This window comes from Novosphingobium sp. (assembly GCF_020852455.1).
Taxonomy (GTDB): Bacteria; Pseudomonadota; Alphaproteobacteria; order Sphingomonadales; family Sphingomonadaceae; genus Novosphingobium.
On sequence record NZ_JADZAT010000030.1, the window covers coordinates 1 to 18798 of the forward strand.

An 18798-nucleotide genomic window follows, 5' to 3' on the forward strand; every position below is an offset into this window, starting at 1 on the left:
AAGCTGCACCAGTGCGGCCTGCCCAAGAAGATGGCGCTCGAACTGTTCAAGCCGTTCATCTACGCGCGGCTGGACGCCAAGGGTCTGTCGATGACCCTCAAGCAGGCCAAGAAGTGGGTCGAAAAGGAACGCAAGGAAGTCTGGGACATCCTGGACGAAGTGATCCGCGAACACCCCGTGCTGCTCAACCGCGCGCCGACGCTGCACCGTCTGGGCATCCAGGCGTTCGAACCGGTGCTGATCGAAGGCAAGGCGATCCAGCTGCACCCGCTGGTCTGCTCGGCCTTCAACGCCGACTTCGACGGTGACCAGATGGCGGTCCACGTGCCGCTGTCGCTGGAAGCCCAGCTGGAAGCGCGCGTGCTGATGATGTCCACCAACAACATCCTCAGCCCCGCCAACGGCAAGCCGATCATCGTGCCGTCGCAGGACATGGTGCTGGGCCTGTACTACCTCTCGCTCGATCGCGAAGGCGAACCCGGGCAGGGCATGGTGCTGGCCGACATGGCCGAAGTGCACCAGGCGCTCAACGCCGGGGCGGTGACGCTGCACTCGAAGGTTGTGGCCCGCGTGCCGCAGACCGACGAGGCCGGCCAGCAGTACATGAAGCGGTTCGAAACCACTCCGGGCCGCATGCTGATTGGCGAATGCCTGCCCAAGAGCCACACCGTGCCCTTCGACGTGGTCAACAAGGTGCTGACCAAGAAGGAAATCGAAGGCGTTATCGATCAGGTCTATCGCCACACCGGCCAGAAGGACACGGTGCTGTTCGCCGACGCGATCATGGCGCTAGGCTTCCGTCACGCCTTCAAGGCGGGGATCTCGTTCGGCAAGGACGATATGATCATCCCCGACAGCAAGGTGGCACTGGTCGATGAAACCAAGGCGCTGGTGGCTGACTATGAACAGCAGTACCAGGACGGTCTGATCACCCAGCAGGAAAAGTACAACAAGGTGATCGACGCCTGGAGCCGCTGCGGCGACCAGGTGGCCAACGCCATGATGGACGAGATCAAGGCCTCGCCGGTCGATCCCGAAACCGGGCGCCAGAAGCCGATCAACTCGATCTACATGATGAGCCACTCGGGCGCGCGTGGTTCGCCGACCCAGATGAAGCAGCTGGCCGGGATGCGCGGGCTGATGGCCAAGCCTTCGGGCGAAATCATCGAAACCCCGATCATCTCGAACTTCAAGGAAGGCCTGACCGTTCTTGAATACTTCAACTCGACCCACGGCGCCCGCAAGGGCCTGGCGGACACCGCGCTGAAGACCGCCAACTCGGGTTACCTGACCCGCCGTCTGGTTGACGTGTCGCAGGACTGCGTGGTGGTGATCGACGATTGCGGCACCGAACGCGCGCTGGAAATGCGGGCGATCGTGCAGGGCGGTTCGACCATCGCCTCGCTGGGCGAACGCATCCTGGGCCGGACCCTGGCTGAAGATATTGCCGACAAGGACGGCAATATCGTCATGCCCAAGGGCACGCTGCTGGACGAAGCCGCGACCGCCAAGGTCGAAGCTTCGGGCGTCCAGGCGATCAAGATCCGCTCGCCGCTGATCTGCGAAGCCGAACAGGGCGTCTGCGCCACCTGCTATGGCCGTGATCTGGCCCGCGGGACCCCGGTCAACATCGGCGAAGCGGTCGGCGTTATCGCCGCCCAGTCGATCGGTGAACCCGGTACCCAGCTGACCATGCGGACCTTCCACATCGGGGGTGCGGCGCAGGTCAACGAACAGTCGCACCTCGAAGCGATCTGCGACGGCAGCGTCGTCTATCGCGACATCCCGACCATCACTGACAAGCGCGGCCGCCGGCTCAGCCTGGCCCGCAGCGGCGAAGTGGTGGTGATGGACAGCGAAGGCCGCGAACGGGCGATCCACAAGGTCCCCTACGGCACCCACCTGCTCCACGAAGACGGTGCGATCATCAACGAAGGCGATCGCCTGGCCGAGTGGGATCCGTTCACCACCCCGATCATCACCGAAAAGTCGGGTGTGGTGAAGTATCAGGACCTGCTTGACGGCAAGACCCTGACCGAGGTGACCGACGAAGCCACCGGCATGACCAGCCGCGTGGTGACCGAAAACCGCGCCGCCAGCCGCAGCAAGAAGGAAGACCTGCGTCCGCGGCTTACCCTGCTCGACGAAACGTCGGGCGAGGCCGGTCGCTACATGCTGGCGCCGGGCACCACGCTGTCGGTCGAGGATGGACAGGAAGTCGAAGCCGGTGACGTGCTGGCCCGCGCCAGCCGCGAAGCCGCCAAGACCCGCGACATCACCGGCGGTCTGCCGCGCGTTGCGGAACTGTTCGAAGCCCGCATCCCGAAGGACAATGCGATCATTGCCAAGATCTCGGGCCGGATCGAATTCGTCCGCGACTACAAGGCCAAGCGCAAGATCGCGATTGTTCCCGAGGAAGGTGATCCGGTAGAATACCTGATCCCCAAGTCAAAGGTGATCGACGTCCAGGAAGGCGACTGGGTCAAGAAGGGCGACAACCTGATCTCGGGCTCGCCCAACCCGCACGACATCCTCGAAGTGCTGGGGGTTGAGGCGCTGGCCGAATATCTCGTCGCCGAAATCCAGGAAGTGTACCGCTTGCAGGGCGTGAAGATCAACGACAAGCACATCGAGACGATCGTTCGTCAGATGCTGCAGAAGGTTGAGATCACCGACGGCGGCGATACCGTGCTGCTGGCCGGCGAACAGGTCGATCGCGAGGAAATGGACGAATACAACGCCAAGCTGGCGCCTGATCAGGCTCCGGCGGTGGGCAAGCCGGTGCTGCTGGGCATCACCAAGGCTTCGCTGCAGACGCGTTCGTTCATCTCGGCCGCTTCGTTCCAGGAAACCACCCGGGTGCTCACCCAGGCGGCCGTGGAAGGCAAGCGCGACAGCCTGATCGGGCTGAAGGAAAACGTCATCGTCGGCCGTCTGATCCCGGCCGGCACCGGCGCTGGCATGAACCGCCTGCGGGTTGCCGCTTCCAGCCGCGACGCCGCGCTGCGCGCTTCGTACCGCAAGCTGCAGGAAGCGCTGATCGCGCCCGACAGCGCCGAGGAAGAGCACGCCGCCGAACTGGCCCAGGGCCCCGAAGCCGCCGGCTTCGTCGATCCGCTGGCCGCGGTCGAAGGTGAAACGCATGGCACTGATGCCGATGCGGGCGACTACCTGGTGGACGGCGACGGCGAAGAATAAGCCGCGCTAGCCAGACAGGCACACGAACAAGGCCCCGCCGGAGCGATCCGGCGGGGCCTTTTGTTGTTCAGCAGCAGCTAGGTCCTGACCCTAGTCCGCAACCTCATTTCCCTTCGTCCTTGGGCGAAATGGTTCGCACGGGGGTGCCGTTTTCATCCAGGAACTGGATCGCTGCGGTGCCGTCGGGCTGAACTATCAGCATCAGGCGCGGGCGGCCGTCCTGATCCTGCAGCATGACCACCGCATTCCGGTCGCGCGAGCGGCCGAGGTAGAGCCGCGGTGCGCCGCCAACCCCGGCATCGCTCATCGCCTTTTGGCGCGCGGCAGGATCGGCCAGCTTGGCAGCCGCAGCGATCGCGGCATGATCGAACGGCTTTCCCGGGCGGTCGGAAAAGATCAGGGCCGAACCGTCGCTGGTGCCGCTGTCGGTTTGCAGCAGCTGCACTGTCTGATCGTTTCCATACCGATCGAAGGTCAGGCTGGCCCCGGCATTGATCCGGCCGTCCTGCCCCCTCTTGCCGGCCCAGATCAGCCCGCCATTCTCGGTTCCCTCATCGTTCAGGAACAGCATGCCGGCGGCATGGCGGCGGTCCGGCCGGTCGATTTCCTTGCCATGATCGAAAGCGCCGGGGAAGGAATCGCGTCCGGCCAGCACGAAACGCAAGGTGCCGTCCTTTTCGCGGACATTGATCCGCTCTACGTCGATCGTGGCGAACTTGCCGGTTCGTGCTGCACCGGTCAGCACCACCGTCGCCGCGACCAGCGCACCGCCCAGCAGCATTCCTTGCGAAAATCCCATGATTGCCTCCCTTTGGTGTTGTTGTAGTAATACAGTAATGCACACGGCGGCAATCGCCTCAATTGCACCGGTGCATCATTGGCTATCGGCCCCCGGAAGCGCGCTGCCCGGGCGCCGGAGCCGCAAACCTACGAAGAGTCCGCAGCCTTTTTTTGTCTCTGGCGGTTTCCTACAATCGACAAGTGCGCGTCCGTAGGAGATGATGGCGCAAGTCAAACCATCCTTGCCCCGGAGGCACCCTTATGCGCGCGGTCTGGAAGCTTGCCCTGCCAGCTTTGATCCTGCTTCCCCTGGCCGCGCGGGGTGATAATCCGCCGCGGGTTGTGCTCGCCACTTCCGGCACCGCAATGCCGTCAAGCGGGGCGATTGACCGCTTCACGATCCGCTTTTCCGATCCGATGGTCCCCTTGGGCGATCCGCGCGTCAAACCGGCCGCGACCAGCGATTGCCCGGGCGCCAGCGCCGGACGCTGGGTTGACCAGCAGACCTTCGTGATCGATTTCCAGCGCCCGCTGCCGGGCGGCACCACCTGCAAGGTCACGCTGAAAAGCGGGCTGACCACCCAGGCCGGGATCCGCGTGCAGGGGCAGGAAAACTATACGATCGACACCGCCGGTCCATCGGTGCGCGCGGTGCTCGCGCCGGGTGAACGCGGCAGCGATATCGATGAGGATCAGGTCTTCCTGGTCGCCACCAACACGCCGGCCGATCCGGCCTCGGTCGCCGGCAAGGCGGGCTGCGCGATCGATGGCGTGGGCGAAGTGGCGGCGATCGACGTGCTGCCGGCCGGAACCGCCGCGACGGTCCTGGCCGGGCTGGGCACCGATGACTGGCGGACCGTTGATTTCCTGTCCGAAGCCGGGATTTCCACCCCGCTGCCCAGCGACGCCCGCGCGCGCGATGCGGCGCTGGCCAATGTGCTGGCGCTGCGCTGCCGCCGGCCGCTGCCCCCGGGCAAGGACATGGCGCTGGTCTGGCCCAAGGCCGTCGCCGATCGCAACGGCAAGCTGGCCGGGCGCGACCAGCGCTTCGACTACACCGTGCGCGAGGCCTTTACCGCCAGCTTCGATTGCACCCGTTCGAACGGCAAGGCGGCCTGCAACCCGATCACCCCGGTGCATGTGTCCTTCACCGCGCCGGTTCCGCGTGTCCAGGCGCTGGCGATGCGGCTCAAGCTGGCCGACGGCAGCGAACGCAGCCCGCGCGCCGATTCCGAGGAAAAGGATCAGGCCGAGATTTCGGACATCTATTTCGACGGGCCGTTCCCCGCCGCCATGGCTGCCAGCGTGACCATGCCGGCCGGGCTCAAGGACCTGTCGGGCCGGACTCTGGCCAATGCCGCGCGCTTCCCGCTGGCGGTCGGCTTTGCCGCCACTCCGCCGCTGGTCAAGTTCGCCGCCGAATTCGGGATCATCGAGGCGCGCGAAGGTGCGACCCTGCCGGTCACGGTGCGCGCGGTCGAACCCGCCCTGATCGGCAAGGCCAAGTCGATCGCCGGGCAGGCGGTGCGGATCACCACCAACGATGCCGAGATCGCGGCCTGGCTGCGCAAGCTCGATAAGGCCGAACGCAGCGACTATGAATGGGTCAAGCGCAAGGACGGGACCAGCTTTGCGGTCAACCACACGCGCGACAAGCCGCTGCTGCCGCCTACCGGCACGGCGATGGACCTGGCGCTGCCGGGCAAGGGCAAGGATTTCGAAGTGGTCGGCGTGCCGCTGTCGGGCAAGGGCTTCCATCTGGTTGAATTCGCCAGCCCGGCGCTGGGCGCGGCGCTGCTGGGGCGGCCGGTACCGCGCTATGTCGCGGCCGGCGCGCTGGTCACCGATATGGCGGTCCATTTCAAATGGGGCCGCGAAAGCTCGCTGGTGTGGGTCACCTCGCTGGGAGATGCCGCGCCGGTCGCCAATGCCCAGGTACGGATTTCCGACAGCTGCACCGGCAAGCTGCTGGCCAGCGGGCAGACCGATGCCGCGGGCCTGTTCAAGCTGGGCGCCCTGCTGGGCGAGCCGCAGACCGGCGGCAGCTGCGATCCCGATTCGGATCATCCGCTGATGGTTTCGGCTCGGGCCGGCGATGACATGAGCTTCACGCTCAGCAACTGGAACGACGGGATCAGCCCCTACGATTTCGAGATGTCGTTCGGCTATGGCGACGAGCCCGACGATCTGATCCACACCGTGTTCGACCGCGCGCTGGTGCGGGCCGGGGAAACCGTCCACTTCAAGCATCTGCTGCGCCGCCCGGTCGGCGCCGGGTTCACCTATGCCAAGGGCTTCACCGGCAAACTGGTGTTCAGCCACCTGGGGTCCGACACCGAATTCTCGCAGGATGTGACGATCGGCGCCGGGGGCAGTGCCGAAGGTGAGTGGAGCGTGCCTTCGGGTGCGCCGCTGGGCGAGTATTCATTGCGCTTCGAAGTGGGCGACAGAAGCTTTTCGGGCGGCCAGACGATCCGGGTCGATGAATACAAGCTGCCCAACATGCGGGCCACGATCACCGGCCCCAAGGAAGCGCTGGTCCAGCCCGCCATGGTGCCGCTGTCGCTGTTCGTCGGCTATCTTTCGGGCGGCGGGGCCGGGGCCCTGCCGGTGACGCTGCGCAGTGATTTCAACGGCTATGTCCCGGTGCCGCGCGGCTATGACAGCTTCAATTTTGGCGGGGCCGACGTCAAGGAAGGCACCCGCGCGCTGGGCGGCGATGGCGCTGAAGAGCCGGTCGGCGATGAAATGCCCTTCGCGCAGACCCTGCCGGTGACGCTGGGCGCCGATGGCACCGCGCGCACCCAGGTGGCGGTCAGCCAGCCGATCACCGATCCGGTCAGCCTGATGGTCGAGATGGACTATCCCGACGCCAATGGCGAAACGCTGACCACGTCGCGGCGGCTGACGCTCTATCCGGCCGCGCTGCAGGTTGGCATGAAGACCGACGGCTGGATGATGCGCGACGATGATCTGCGCCTGCAGCTGGTGGTGCTGGGGCTGGATGGCAAGCCGCTGGCGGCCAAGCAGGTAACGGTCGATCTCTATTCGCGGCGGGTGATCACCGCGCGGCGGCGGCTGATCGGCGGCTTCTATGCCTATGACAACCAGGAAGAGGTCAAGAAGCTCTCGCAAAGCTGCCGCACCACCACCGACCGGCTGGGCCGCGCATCGTGCCAGCTGGCCCCGGGCGTCTCGGGTGAGATCACCATGGTCGCCCGCGCCCGCGATGATGCCGGGCGCGAAAGCCGCGCGGCGCAGTCGGTCTGGCTGGCCGGCAAGGATGACTGGTGGTTCGGCGGCGACAACGGCGACCGGATGGACGTGATCCCCGAAAAGCCCGAGTACAAGGCCGGCGAGACCGCGCGCTTCCAGGTGCGGATGCCGTTCCGCGAGGCCAACGCGCTGGTTACGGTTGAACGCGAAGGCGTCCTGGAAAGTTTTGTGACCAAGCTGTCGGGCACCGATCCGGTGGTTGAGGTCAAACTGCCGGCCAACTTCGCGCCCAATGTCTATGTCTCGGTCATGGCGGTGCGCGGGCGGGTGGCCGGCGATGAAAGCTGGATCGTCAAGCTGGCGCAGGGGCTGGGGATTCCGCTGGGCGACAAGCAGAAGGTTGCGCCCACCGCGACGATCGACCTTGCCAAGCCGAGCTACCGGATCGGGATGAGCGAGATCAAGGTCGGCTGGGAAGGCCACCGCCTGGGCGTTGCGGTCAAGCCTGAGCGCGAGCGCTATGGCGTGCGCGAGACCGCCAATGTCGGGATCGCCGTGACCCGGCCCGACGGCAGCCCGGCGCAGAACGCCGACGTGGCCTTCGTCGCGGTCGATGAAGCGCTGTTGCAGCTGATGCCCAACCCGTCGTGGGATGTGCTGAAGGCGATGATGTCGGAACGCTACCTCGAGGTCGCAACTTCGACCGCGCAGATGCAGGTGGTGGGCAAACGCCACTATGGCAAGAAAGCCGTGGCGGCGGGCGGCGGCGGGGGCGATGCCTCGGCGGTCAATCGGCAGAACTTCCAGCCGGTGCTGCTGTGGAAGGGCCGCGTGGCGCTTGATGGCCAGGGCCGCGCGACCGTGCCGGTGCCGCTGTCCGATGCGCTGTCCAGCTTCCGGCTGGTCGCCGTGGCTACGCAAGGCGCGCAGCTGTTCGGCTCGGGTGAGGCCGCGCTGCGCACCGCGCAGGACCTGTCGGCCTATCCGGGCCTGCCGCAGCTGGTGCGCACCGGCGACCGGTTCGATGCCACCTTCACGCTGCGCAACGGCACCGACAAGCCGATGAAGATCGAAGCCGCGCCGCGGGTCGAACCGGCGATCGAGGGGCTCAAGGCCCAGACGGTCACCGTGCCCGCCGGGGGTGCCACCACGCTGCGCTGGAATGTCATGGCTCCGGCCAATCCGGGCGCGCTGAAGTGGACCTTCAATGCCCGCTCGGGCGACGGCAAGGCCAACGACACGGTAACCGCCATGCAGGACGTGCTGCCCGCCGTCCCGGTCGAGGTCTGGGCCGCCAGCCTGCTCAGGGTCGGCGATCCGGCCCTCGCCATCGCCGCGCCGCAGGGCGCGCTGCCGGGCGGCTTTGTGACGGTCGATCTCAGTGACAGCCTCGCCGCGCCGCTGGGCGGGGTACGCGCCTATATGCTGGGTTATCCCTATGATTGCTTCGAACAGCGCCTGTCGCGGCTGGTCGCGACCGGTGATGTGGGCGCGTGGAAGCCGCTGGCCGATGCCCTGCCGACCTACCTCGATGAGGACGGGCTGGTGCGCTATTGGCCCGATCCGCGGCTGAGCGGATCGCCCGAGCTGACCGCCTATGTGCTGGCCACCACCAGCGCCGCCGGGCTGACCATTCCGGACGAGCCGCGCCGCAAGATGGTGGCCGCGCTGGCCCGGGTGGTTGAAGGCAAGCTGACCCGCAAGCGCTACATCCGGGTCGATGAACGGCCGCTGCGGATTGCCGCGCTGGCCGCGCTGGCCCGCGCCGGGGCCGCTGACCCGCGCCTGATCGCGCGGATCGACATGGTCCCCGCCGACATGCCGACCAGCACCCTGGCCGACTGGATCGTCGCGCTTGACCGCTTGCGCGCGGCGCCCGGCACCCCGGTGCTGCGCGCCGCCGCCGAAGCCGAACTGCGCCGCCGGCTGGTCTATGAAGGCACCCGGCTGGATCTGGCCGATGCCCAGAACGCGCCGTGGTGGATGATGACCGGGGCCGATGAAATGGCGATCAAGGCGCTTGATGCGGTGATCGGCAAGCCCGGCTGGAGCGCTGAAATACCCAAGATGATGGTCGGGGTCGCCGCGCGGCAGATGCGCGGACACTGGGATACCACCCCGGCCAATGCCTGGGGCGTGCTGGTTTCGCGCCGCTTTGCCGCCGCCTATCCGGCCAGCGCGATCGCCGGGACCACCCAGATCGGGCTGGGGCAGGCCAGCTTCCAGGTGCCCTGGCCGCGCACCGCGCCGATCGAACCGGTGCAGCTGCCGCTGGTCGATGCGCCGCTCAAGCTGGCGCAGGCCGGCGGCGCGGGGCCGTGGGCGACGGTGGCGGTCCATGCTGCCGTGCCGCTCAAGGAACCGCTGATGGCCGGATACCGGCTCAAGCGCGAAGTGGCGGTGTTGACGGCCAAACAGCCGGGCAAGATCAGCCAGGGCGATGTGCTGCGGGTGCGGCTGACGATCCAGTCTTCGGCCGAACGCAACTGGGTGGTGCTGGCCGATCCGCTGGTGCCCGGTGCCTCGGTCATGTCGGGGCTGGGTGGCAGTTCGCAGCTGCTTGAAAACGCCGGGGCGAAGTTCGCCAGCGAAGCGGCCACTTCGGGCAGCGATGGCTATGGCGGCTGGCCCAGCTACACCGAAAGCTCACGCGGATCGTGGCGGGCCTATTTCGAATGGCTGCCGCGCGGCACCACCGTGGTTGAATACACCGTGCGGATCAACACCGCGGGCACATTTGCGCTGCCCCCGGCGCGGGTCGAAGCGATGTACGCCCCGGCGATCCGCGCGCAGCTGCCGATCGCGCCGGTGACGGTGTGGGCCAACTAGCACAGGTCGTCGAGACCCTCCGCCGCCACCCGGCCCGGCTGCTGCTGGGGCTGGTGGCGCTGGCCTTTGCCATGCTGTGGTGGTGGACCGCGCCGCCTACGGTGCCGGCCTATGCCGATCTCAAACGCAGCTGGAAATCGAGCGAGGCCTGGCTGCACGCCCGCGATGGCAGCCTGCTCAGCGAAGTGCGGGTCGATTTCGCGCAGCGGCGGCTGGCCTGGGTGCCGCTGGGCGAGATTGCCCCGGCGCTGGGGCAGGATGTGATCGGTCTGGAGGATCACCGCTTCCTCAAGCACGGCGGGGTGGACTGGCTGGCGCTGGGCGGATCGATCCGCGATGCAGTGCAGGGCAAGCGCGCGCGCGGTGCCTCGACGCTGACCATGCAGACCGCGGCCTTCCTGTGGCCCGATATCGGCCGCCCCGGCGCGCGCGGCTGGTTCGACAAGCTGCGCCAGATGCGCACCGCCTGGGCGATCGAAGCCAGCTGGAACAAGAACCAGATCCTTGAAGCCTACCTCAACCTCGCGCCGTTCCGGGGTGAGAACCAGGGCGTGGGGGCGGGATCGCTGGCGCTGTTCGGCAAGCGCCCGGCCGCGCTTGACCCGCGCGAGGCGGCGGTGATGGCGGCGCTGCTGCGCAATCCGGTGGCCCGGCCCGATCAGGTCGGCCAGCGCGCCTGCCGCCTGATGCAGCCGGCTGACTGCCCGGCCTTGCAGGTGCTGGCCGAAGCCGTGGCCGGGACCGGCAGCCTCAAGGCGATCGATCCGGGGCTTGCCCCGCACCTCGCCGCGCGGCTGCTGACCGAACCGGGAATGAAGGTGACCACCACGATCGACCCGGCGGTCCAGCGCCTGGCGGCTTCGGCCTTGCAGCACCAGTTGCAGGGCCTGGGGGCCAGCCGCGCGCGCGATGGCGCGGTGGTGGTGCTGGATAATGCCAGCGGCGAAGTGCTGGCCTATGTCGGCGGGGTCGGGCTGGGATCGACCGCCGCCTCGGTCGATGGCGCCTCGGCCCCGCGCCAGGCCGGATCGACGCTCAAGCCGCATCTCTATGCCCAGCTGATCGAGCGCAAGTGGCTGACTGCGGCCTCGATCCTCGAAGATTCGCCGGTCCAGCTCGATACCGCCTCCGGGCTCTATGTCCCGCGCAATTACGACAATGCCTTCATGGGGCCGGTTTCGGTGCGCCGTGCGCTGGCCAATTCGCTCAATGTGCCGGCAGTGCGGGCCCTGCTGCTCGACGGGGTGCAGGACTTTCGCGACCGGCTGGCCGATCTTGGCTATGCCGGGCTCGAGGCTGATGGCGCCTATTACGGGTTCAGCCTGGCGCTGGGTTCGGCCGAAGTGACCCTGCTCGAACAGGCCAATTCCTATCGCACGCTGGCCAATCTGGGCCGCTGGTCACCCTTCCGGATCCGCAGCGACGATCCGGCCGGCGAACCGCGCCAGGTGCTCGATCCCGGGGCGGCCTGGATCACTGGCGACATGCTGTCCGATGCCTCGGCCCGGGCCAGCACCTTCGGGGTCGATTCAGCGCTGCGCCTGCCGTTCTGGGCGGCGGCCAAGACCGGCACGTCCAAGGCGATGCGCGACAACTGGTGCATCGGCTATTCGGACCGCTTCACCGTGGCGGTGTGGGTCGGCAATCTGGAAGGCGATCCGATGCGCGCGGTTTCGGGCACCAGCGGCGCGGCCCCGGTCTGGCGCGACGTGATGATCGGCCTGCACCAGGGCAAGCCCGGCCAGCAGCCCGCGCGCCCGGCCAATGTGGTGGCCGCGCCGGTCAATTTCGCCACCGGGCGCGAACCGCCGCGCAGCGAATGGTTTCTGGAAGGCACCGCGCAGCAGACCATGGCCCAGGCCCCGGCCTTTGCCCGCCGCCCCCGGATCACCAACCCGGTGTCGGGAGCGGTCTATGCCCGCGATCCCGATATTCCCGGCGATCGCCAGTCGATCGGGATCGCGATTTCGGGCGATTCGGGCGATCTGCGCCTGACGCTCGACGGGCGGCCATTGCCCGCCGATCAGAGCGCGCGGCAGGTTCCGCTGATCCCAGGCAGCCACTTGCTGACGCTGCTCGATGCCAGCGGCAAAATGGTCGATCAGGTGCGCTTTACGGTGCGTTGAGGCAAGGCCCGGTTACGGCACGCGCGGCAGCTTGAGCAAGGCGGCTTCGATCGCCTTGGAATCGCCGCCAACGCCCAGTGCCAGCAGTTCCACTTCCACGTTCTGGCGGTAGTAATGCAGGATCGGTGCGCGGCTGCCCTCTTGCTGGATCCAGGCCTTGTCGCCATCACCGGGGAGGTCGCGCTTGTCACCCGGGCGCGAGGCGCGGGTCATCTGGGTGGCCTTGTCGAAATAGGCCGGATCGTGGGCGATCAGGTTCAGTCGCAACGAGGCATTGGCACCTTGGTAGTTGCACCCTGACATCGCACCCATCGTTTTGGGCTCGGCCTTTTCGACCGCAAAGCCCAGCGCATCGCCCACCGCCTTGGCGTCGAGCAGGCAGGGATTGGCCAGTTTGGCCGGGTCCATCCCCGCCACTGCCGGTGCAACCGGGGCAGCCTGGGCGGCGGGTTCGGGCGCGGCGCTGGCATCGGCGGCGGGCGGTGCCTCGCCCTGGCAGGCGGAAAGCAGGGCCAGGCTGGCGGCAAGCATTGCGAAGCGGACGTGGGGCATGGCTATCCTCTGTTGCAGATCGGGTGGAATGATTCAGCAATTTGGGCCTTCGCAGCAACAACAGCGCTACCCAAACCGGTAGGCCGCTGTTAGGCTGCACAGCGATGAAGGGTCTGATCGATACGGCCGATTTCAGTGCGGTCGTTTCCGACATCTATGAAGCGTCTTTGTCGCCGGCCCACTGGGATACGGCGTTGACCGGGCTGGTCAGCCGGTTCGGGACCCCGCGCTGGGATGTGGCGATGCTGGTGTGGGAACGGATCGATCCGTTCGGCGGACGCTTTGTCGCGGCCTGCGGGGTGCACGAGATGGCCCGCGCCGCCTATCTCCAGATGCACGCCGGGCGCAATGAATGGAGCCTGCGCGGCCATTCGCTGCCGCCGGGCAGCGTGGTTCATTCCGATCGGCTGATCGCACGGCCCGACTTCCTCCAGACCGCCTTCTTCCGCGAATTCCTGGCCATGTTCGACATGCAGGTCGGGTTGATCGGCGCGCTCGACAAGGCCGGGGGGGACCATCTGGGGCTGTGCCTGCCCGGGCCCGACAACGGCCCGGTCGAGGTGCTGGAAGAAGCAGTGCGGCTGCTGATCCCGCATATCCAGCGCTCGGTCCGGATCGCGCGGCGGCTTGGTCAGGCCGAACTGACTGCGGCACGCTCGACCGCGGCGCTCGATCATGCCCCCTCGCCGGTGCTGATGCTGACCGAAGGGTTCGAGCTGGCCTATGCCAACCCGGCCGGGCGGATCCTGATCGAACGCTATCGGCTGGAAGATGTCAGCGGGCGGATCCGCCTGGGCAGCGCGGCGCTGCACGACGATATCCGGCGCCTGCTTGAACCTGGCCAGGCCAGCCATTGCCAGGCGCTGCGCCTCAGCTGCTGCGACGGGGGCGAGGTTCCGGCGCTGGCGATGCGGGTCGATCCGGCGCGGATCGGCGGTGCGGCAACCGATGCGGGTACGGCCCGGTTGATGGTGGTCGCCGCCAACGACCCCGAAATCAACGAGGCCCAGATCGACCGGCTGCGCGACTGGTTCGCCCTGACCCACGCCGAAGCCCGGCTTGCCTCGGTGCTGGCCGAAGGCGGCTCGATCGAGGACCATTGTCAGCTGCGCGGTGTTTCGACCAATGCCGCGCGGTTCCTGCTCAAGGGCATTTTCGCCAAGACCGGAGTGAGCCGCCAGGCCGAACTGGTCCAGTTGCTGACCGCCGCCCCGCTGCAATGGGCGCGCGAATTGCCCACTTCGGACCTGCCGCCGCCGATTTCCTGAAAAGCGCTTTGCTACCCAAAGGAGTAGGGCGCGGGTATCAAGCAGCTGGCATTCTCTTCGCAACCAGGAATTGTGGAGGGATTTTCCCATGAAGCTCAAACTTGTCACCGCACTTGGTGCATTGGCCCTAGCGGCCTTGGGCGTGGCCGCGCCGGCCGAGGACGAGATCGGCCAGTCGGTCGATATGGACGGACCCGGTGTGGCCGTTCCGATCAAGGGCACGATCACCGCCCAGCAACGCAAGGCGCTCTATGCCCCGCGCGGCCCGCGTCCGGGGCTTTATCGTCTGCGTTCGCTGCATTCGGGGCAGTGCGTCTGGATCATGCAGGGCGGCAACATGTTTGACCGGCAGGACCGCCCGCTGGCCTATCCCTGCAACGAGCAGGATCCCAACCGGCCCGCCGGGCAGTTCGCGATGATCCCGCATCCCGATGGCGGCTACACAGTCCGCCCGATGGTCTGGGCCGAATTCAATGGACGGGCCCCGGTGCCGAACCAGATCTCAACCTGCCTGACTGTCGCCCCTGGTGTGGTGTTGGGTCCGGCCCGGATCGAGGCCCGCGGCTGCGATATCCCGAACGGGGCAGGCTGGACCAGGGCCGGTGGCTCTGGCCAGCGCTTCATGGTGCTGCAAATGGCTGCGGGCAGTTGGGAACTGCAATTGGCCGAGGGTAATCCCGAGAGCCCGGATTGCATTGCAGCGCGCGGCGGGTCGCGCGAGAAGGGCACCGATTACATCAAATGGGGTTGCAACGGGAATGCCGACCAGCGATTTGCGCTGGAATGGCTGGGGCCGCTTCCGGCGAAACTCGAAGCCGATACACTGGCGCTGGGCCAATGGTTCCCCTTCGTTGACGGACACTATCGTCTGGCCGGTGCGGATGGTGTGGACCTGAGCGGCGCGGCCTATACCAGCTTCGAGACGATCGACGACAAGGGTGAGTACTGCAAGCGCCGCTGCGCCGAGCTGGCAGAGTGCAAGGCCTGGACCTGGACCGGTCCGGCCTACATCGGCACCGATCCAGCCAAATGCTTCTGGAGAAGCACTGCCGGCAACCCGATCAATCGCGGACCGCGCAGTGTCGGAAAGCTGATCAGCGGCATAGTGCGGATGTGACCGGGCAGACAAGGAGACGCCTATGCATCGCATGCTGAAGTTTGCCGCGCTGGGTGCAGCGCTGGGCCTGACCGGCCTGGCGCTGGCCCAGCCGCTGCCACCCAACTTCTTCGGTCCCGAATTGTGGACCGATCCTGCACCCGCGATTTACCGGATCAAGGCCGCCGGAACCGATCTGTGCGTCAATCGCGAGCCGGGCTCAACCAGCACCGAACTGCCGCACATGGTGCTGCGTCCTTGTGCAACCCCGATCGCGTTCCAGTCGATCGCGCTGACCCCCGTTACCTGGCAAGGCATCCCGAATGAGGCCACGGGCACCGCGCCCAGCCCATTCAACCAGCCGTCGTTCGTAACATGGCGGATGACCACACCGTTCAACGGTCGCTGCCTGACAGCCGCGCGCGGGGTGGTGTTCGGGCCCCCGGCGGTTGACGAAGTGGAATGCGGCCGCAACGCTGATGGCATTCCCCGCGGCATTTCGGACCAGATGTGGTATCTGGTGCGCAGTGGACCGGTCCACACCTTCCAGATCCGCGATTTCCTCCACGCGCGTTGCTGGACCGCGCAGGGCGGGCAGGTGCGCAGCGGGGTTTCGGTGGTGCTGGAGCGCTGCAATGCGGCGACCGGCGGACAGAACTTCGTGATCGCCGATCCCCACGCCGATCTGGTGGAGGACTACAACCGCCGGGATGCGCTGGAATTCGGCTGGCTGCCGATCCCGGGCATGGGCAGTTCGCCGCCAGCCCGGTTCCGCTCGATGCCGCGGCTCAATCTGCCGTCGGGTGACTATACCCAGGGCCTGGCCACCGCCAACGATCAGGGCCTGGCCTGCGCGCAGGCCTGTGCGGATGACGCCAGCTGCAAGGGCTTCACCTGGGTCGATCCGCGGGCGCGCGGCGGGCAGGCGATGTGCTACAAGAAAAATTCGCTCAACCAGCCGGTTGCGGATAATTTTACCAATTCGGGAATCGTCCGTCCGGGCTAAGAGCGGTTCACCTCTCCGGTCCTCCGGATTGGGGCAGGTGTCGGCTACTGCGACCCGGTCGATACCTGCAATCTTGCCGGAAGCGTGCCCAAGCACGCTTCCGGCATTTCCTTTTCAGGGGAAAGCTTGGCGCCGTTCAGCCTGTGTTGCAGTGCAATACTTGAAGGAGTGCGGCGAAACGGGCAATATTGCGATGAAGCGGGCGTGTTGTGCCTGCCCGGAATTGGAGTTGGCGTAATGCGGATCAGGGGCAATAGGGTGATTGGCGGGGCAGGACTGGTTGCGCTGGCCACTTCAGCCATGGCCATGGCGGCGGCCCAGCCGCAAAGCATCCTGCCCGAACCCGCACCGCCCGCCAGCCCGGCGGCCAAGGCCAATCAGCCGGTCGCGGCACCCAGCGCTGCACCGACGATTGTTGCGCAGGTGCCGATCGACGAGCCGGTGGTCAGCTGGACCAAGACTGACGCCCAGGCCCTGCTGGGCGTGATCGGCGGGATCGATGCCGATGGCCTGTTTCCCGATGACTACCAGCCTGAAAAGCTGCGCGCGGCGATCGCTTCGGGCGATCAGGCCGCGCTTGATGCCCAGGCCAGCCGCTCGTTCGCCTGGCTGGTCGAAGACATGCGCGACGGGCGCACCCGGATGGATTCGCGCGAACAGTGGTTCGTGGTCGATACCGATATCGACAGCAACCCAACCTCGGCGCTGATGGCCCGGGCGCTGGCCAGCCACGATGTGCCCGGCGCGATCGCCGGACTGATCCCGACCGCGCCCGATTACGGCGCGCTCAAGGGCCTGCTGGCCGTGACCCCCAAGGCCGACAAGGCCAAGCGCGCGCTGATCCGGATCAACATGGATCGTTGGCGCTGGCTGCCCCGGGAACTGGGCCAGTATTACCTCCTGACCAATGTGCCCGAATTCCAGCTGCGCCTGACAGTCAAGAACGAGATCATCCGGTCTTACCGGACGATCGTCGGCAAGGTTGGCAAGACGGCCACCCCGCAGCTGGCCTCGGTGGTCAAGGGCGTGGTCTTCAACCCGACCTGGACCGTGCCGCAATCGATCGTGGTCGGCGAAGGCCTGGGTGCCCGCCTGATCGGCAATCCGGCCTCGGCCGCGCGCCAGGGCTATAAGGCGACCAAGGCCAAGAACGGCGTGATCACGGTCGTGCAGCAGCCCGGCCCGGGCAATTCGCTGGGCCTGATGAAGCTCGACATGCCCAACGATCATGCGATCTTCATCCACGACACCCCGTCGCGCGGACTGTTCGCACAGCCCTATCGTGCGCTCAGCCACGGCTGCGTGCGCACCGAACGCGCGACCGAACTGGGCATGACCATGGCGATCCTGGGGGCGGGCAAAACCCCGGAGGAGCTGGTCACGATCTCGACTTCGGGCCAGTACACCCTGGTGCCGATGACCAAGACCTTCCCGGTCTATATCATGTATTTCACCATGGCGACGGACATCAAGGGCCAGATGGGGACCTTCAAGGACCTCTACGGCCGCGATACCAAGGTGCTGGCCAGTTTCGCCGCGCCGCGCAAGGCCTGGGATGGCAAGCGCAAGACCACCGAAAAGGTGATCAAGCTCGACAATCCGCTGTAGTTGGCCCCTGTAGTTGGGCCCCTATAGTCGGCCCGCTGTATTCAGCCGATGCAGGTCTTGACCTGCGCCGCCTGCGCCGGATCAAGCGCCTTGCCTTCGGGCAACCAGATCCGCACGCGGCGGCTGGCGCCGGCATCGTCCACGCGGATTGCCAGGCCGCTGGCGGGGTCGGTGTAGGTATCGTTGCTGGCCACTTCGAGCCGCAGCGCGCCGGGCTGGCGGATCAGGCACAGCACCAGTTCCTTCTGCGCGGTCCTGCTTTCGCGATCGAGCACCAGCGCCTTGCCTGCGGTAGCGCGGCTGTCCACCACCATGCGCAGGAGATAGGGCGAGGCCATCGCGGCCAGCGCGGCGAGGCCGATGCCCACCAGGATGCGTTGTGAACGGTTCAAGCGTCGCCGATACGGTCAGCGTAGAGCAGGCGCCCGCCCGAAAGGTGCCACAGTGCCTCGTTGAACTGGTCCGGGCTCATCGCGAAGCAGCCTTCGCTGCGGCCCAGCCGTCCGAACCGGGCAATGTGCGATTCGGTGGCATAGCTCGCCGGGTGCATCACGATCGCGCGCTGCAGCGCGGTCGAATTGTCGGAATCCTGGCCCAGCAGGCGGATCGAGGTGCCGTATTTGCCCTTGTACCATTCGGCGGTGATATAGGCCCCGCGCGAGGTCGCTTCGGAACCCGGCACGTTGGAAAACTGCTGCAGGAAGCCCGAATGTTCAGGGTCCGAACCGCGGCCATGGGCGACCAGGAACGAACGCACGGTGCCGTTTTCAAGATTGGCGAAATGGAGCCGCGGCAGGGTGCTGGGCCGGGCAAAATCGGCCACGCCAACGATGTCGCGGCGCCACAGCGCAGCCCCGGCGCGATCGCGTTCGCGGGCGGCAATTTCCAGAATCTTGCGGTCGTAGGCCGGATTGGGCACCACTTCGGTCGGCAGCGGCGGCGGGGCCGGCACGGCCGGTTCGACCGGAGCGGGGGTAAGGCCGAAGGTCTTGTCGAATTCGTCACCCAGCACCTGGCGCGCCAGCGCACGCCCGGGCACCGCCAGTGCGGCACCGGCGGCAAGGCCACCCAGAATCAGGTCGCGACGTTTCATGACCCCCGTCATAGCGCCCTGTGGAT

11 protein-coding genes are annotated in these 18798 nt (G+C 66.8%); 7 read left to right on the forward strand and 4 right to left on the reverse strand.

What is annotated here, in order from left to right; translation table 11 throughout:
* Window positions 1-3198, forward strand: a 3198-nt coding sequence (gene rpoC / locus IT549_RS13650) for a DNA-directed RNA polymerase subunit beta' (protein WP_292974117.1), incomplete at its 5' end; no start/stop codon positions are given.
* Between the two features lie 103 nt (window positions 3199-3301).
* Here the strand turns inward: rpoC and IT549_RS13655 are convergent.
* Window positions 3302-3997, reverse strand: a complete 696-nt coding sequence (locus IT549_RS13655; protein ID WP_292974119.1) for a hypothetical protein — start codon at window positions 3995-3997, stop codon at window positions 3302-3304.
* 275 nt (window positions 3998-4272) lie between these two features.
* Here IT549_RS13655 and IT549_RS13660 point away from each other — a divergent pair, with 275 nt between their 5' ends.
* Together IT549_RS13660 and pbpC are read left to right on the forward strand one after the other, a co-directional pair.
* Window positions 4273-10023 carry an MG2 domain-containing protein gene (locus tag IT549_RS13660; RefSeq protein WP_365777189.1) on the forward strand — a complete coding sequence of 1917 codons (5751 nt, stop codon included), beginning with the start codon at window positions 4273-4275 and terminating at the stop codon, window positions 10021-10023.
* Between the two features lie 71 nt (window positions 10024-10094).
* Window positions 10095-12149, forward strand: coding sequence for a penicillin-binding protein 1C (pbpC, locus tag IT549_RS13665; RefSeq protein ID WP_292974165.1), 2055 nt, complete (start codon window positions 10095-10097; stop codon window positions 12147-12149).
* A gap of 12 nt (window positions 12150-12161) precedes the next feature.
* Here pbpC and IT549_RS13670 read toward each other — a convergent pair whose 3' ends face one another.
* Window positions 12162-12701 carry a hypothetical protein gene (locus IT549_RS13670; protein ID WP_292974123.1) on the reverse strand — a complete coding sequence of 180 codons (540 nt, stop codon included), beginning with the start codon at window positions 12699-12701 and terminating at the stop codon, window positions 12162-12164.
* Between the two features lie 104 nt (window positions 12702-12805).
* On the opposite strand from IT549_RS13670, the gene IT549_RS13675 reads away from it, so the two are divergent.
* From IT549_RS13675 to IT549_RS13690, 4 genes are all read left to right on the forward strand, one after another.
* Window positions 12806-13969 (forward strand): hypothetical protein, encoded by a 1164-nt coding sequence (locus IT549_RS13675; RefSeq protein ID WP_292974125.1) that lies wholly within the window; start codon window positions 12806-12808, stop codon window positions 13967-13969.
* Between the two features lie 88 nt (window positions 13970-14057).
* Complete coding sequence (locus IT549_RS13680) at window positions 14058-15086, forward strand: PAN domain-containing protein (protein ID WP_292974127.1); 1029 nt, start codon at window positions 14058-14060, stop codon at window positions 15084-15086.
* Window positions 15087-15108: 22 nt separating this feature from the next.
* Window positions 15109-16071 carry a PAN domain-containing protein gene (locus IT549_RS13685; RefSeq protein WP_292974129.1) on the forward strand — a complete coding sequence of 321 codons (963 nt, stop codon included), beginning with the start codon at window positions 15109-15111 and terminating at the stop codon, window positions 16069-16071.
* A gap of 237 nt (window positions 16072-16308) precedes the next feature.
* On the forward strand, window positions 16309-17679 hold the full coding sequence (locus IT549_RS13690) for a L,D-transpeptidase family protein (RefSeq protein WP_292974131.1): 1371 nt from the start codon (window positions 16309-16311) through the stop codon (window positions 17677-17679).
* Between the two features lie 41 nt (window positions 17680-17720).
* Here IT549_RS13690 and IT549_RS13695 read toward each other — a convergent pair whose 3' ends face one another.
* Both IT549_RS13695 and IT549_RS13700 read right to left on the reverse strand, forming a co-directional pair.
* Complete coding sequence (locus IT549_RS13695; protein ID WP_292974133.1) at window positions 17721-18047, reverse strand: hypothetical protein; 327 nt, start codon at window positions 18045-18047, stop codon at window positions 17721-17723.
* A gap of 20 nt (window positions 18048-18067) precedes the next feature.
* A complete protein-coding gene (locus IT549_RS13700; protein WP_292974135.1) occupies window positions 18068-18772 on the reverse strand; it encodes a murein L,D-transpeptidase catalytic domain-containing protein in 705 nt (234 codons plus the stop codon).
* Between the last annotated feature and the right edge of the window lie 26 nt (window positions 18773-18798).

Bases quoted from the DNA above. Each gene is read 5' to 3' on its own strand.
- IT549_RS13655 (WP_292974119.1), bottom strand. From the start codon at position 3,997: ATGGGATTTTCGCAAGGAATGCTGCTGGGCGGTGCGCTGGTCGCGGCG.
- pbpC (WP_292974165.1), top strand. From the start codon at position 10,095: ATGCTGTGGTGGTGGACCGCGCCGCCTACGGTGCCGGCCTATGCCGAT.
- IT549_RS13670 (WP_292974123.1), bottom strand. From the start codon at position 12,701: ATGCCCCACGTCCGCTTCGCAATGCTTGCCGCCAGCCTGGCCCTGCTT.
- IT549_RS13675 (WP_292974125.1), top strand. From the start codon at position 12,806: ATGAAGGGTCTGATCGATACGGCCGATTTCAGTGCGGTCGTTTCCGAC.
- IT549_RS13680 (WP_292974127.1), top strand. From the start codon at position 14,058: ATGAAGCTCAAACTTGTCACCGCACTTGGTGCATTGGCCCTAGCGGCC.
- IT549_RS13685 (WP_292974129.1), top strand. From the start codon at position 15,109: ATGCATCGCATGCTGAAGTTTGCCGCGCTGGGTGCAGCGCTGGGCCTG.
- IT549_RS13690 (WP_292974131.1), top strand. From the start codon at position 16,309: ATGCGGATCAGGGGCAATAGGGTGATTGGCGGGGCAGGACTGGTTGCG.
- IT549_RS13700 (WP_292974135.1), bottom strand. From the start codon at position 18,772: ATGAAACGTCGCGACCTGATTCTGGGTGGCCTTGCCGCCGGTGCCGCA.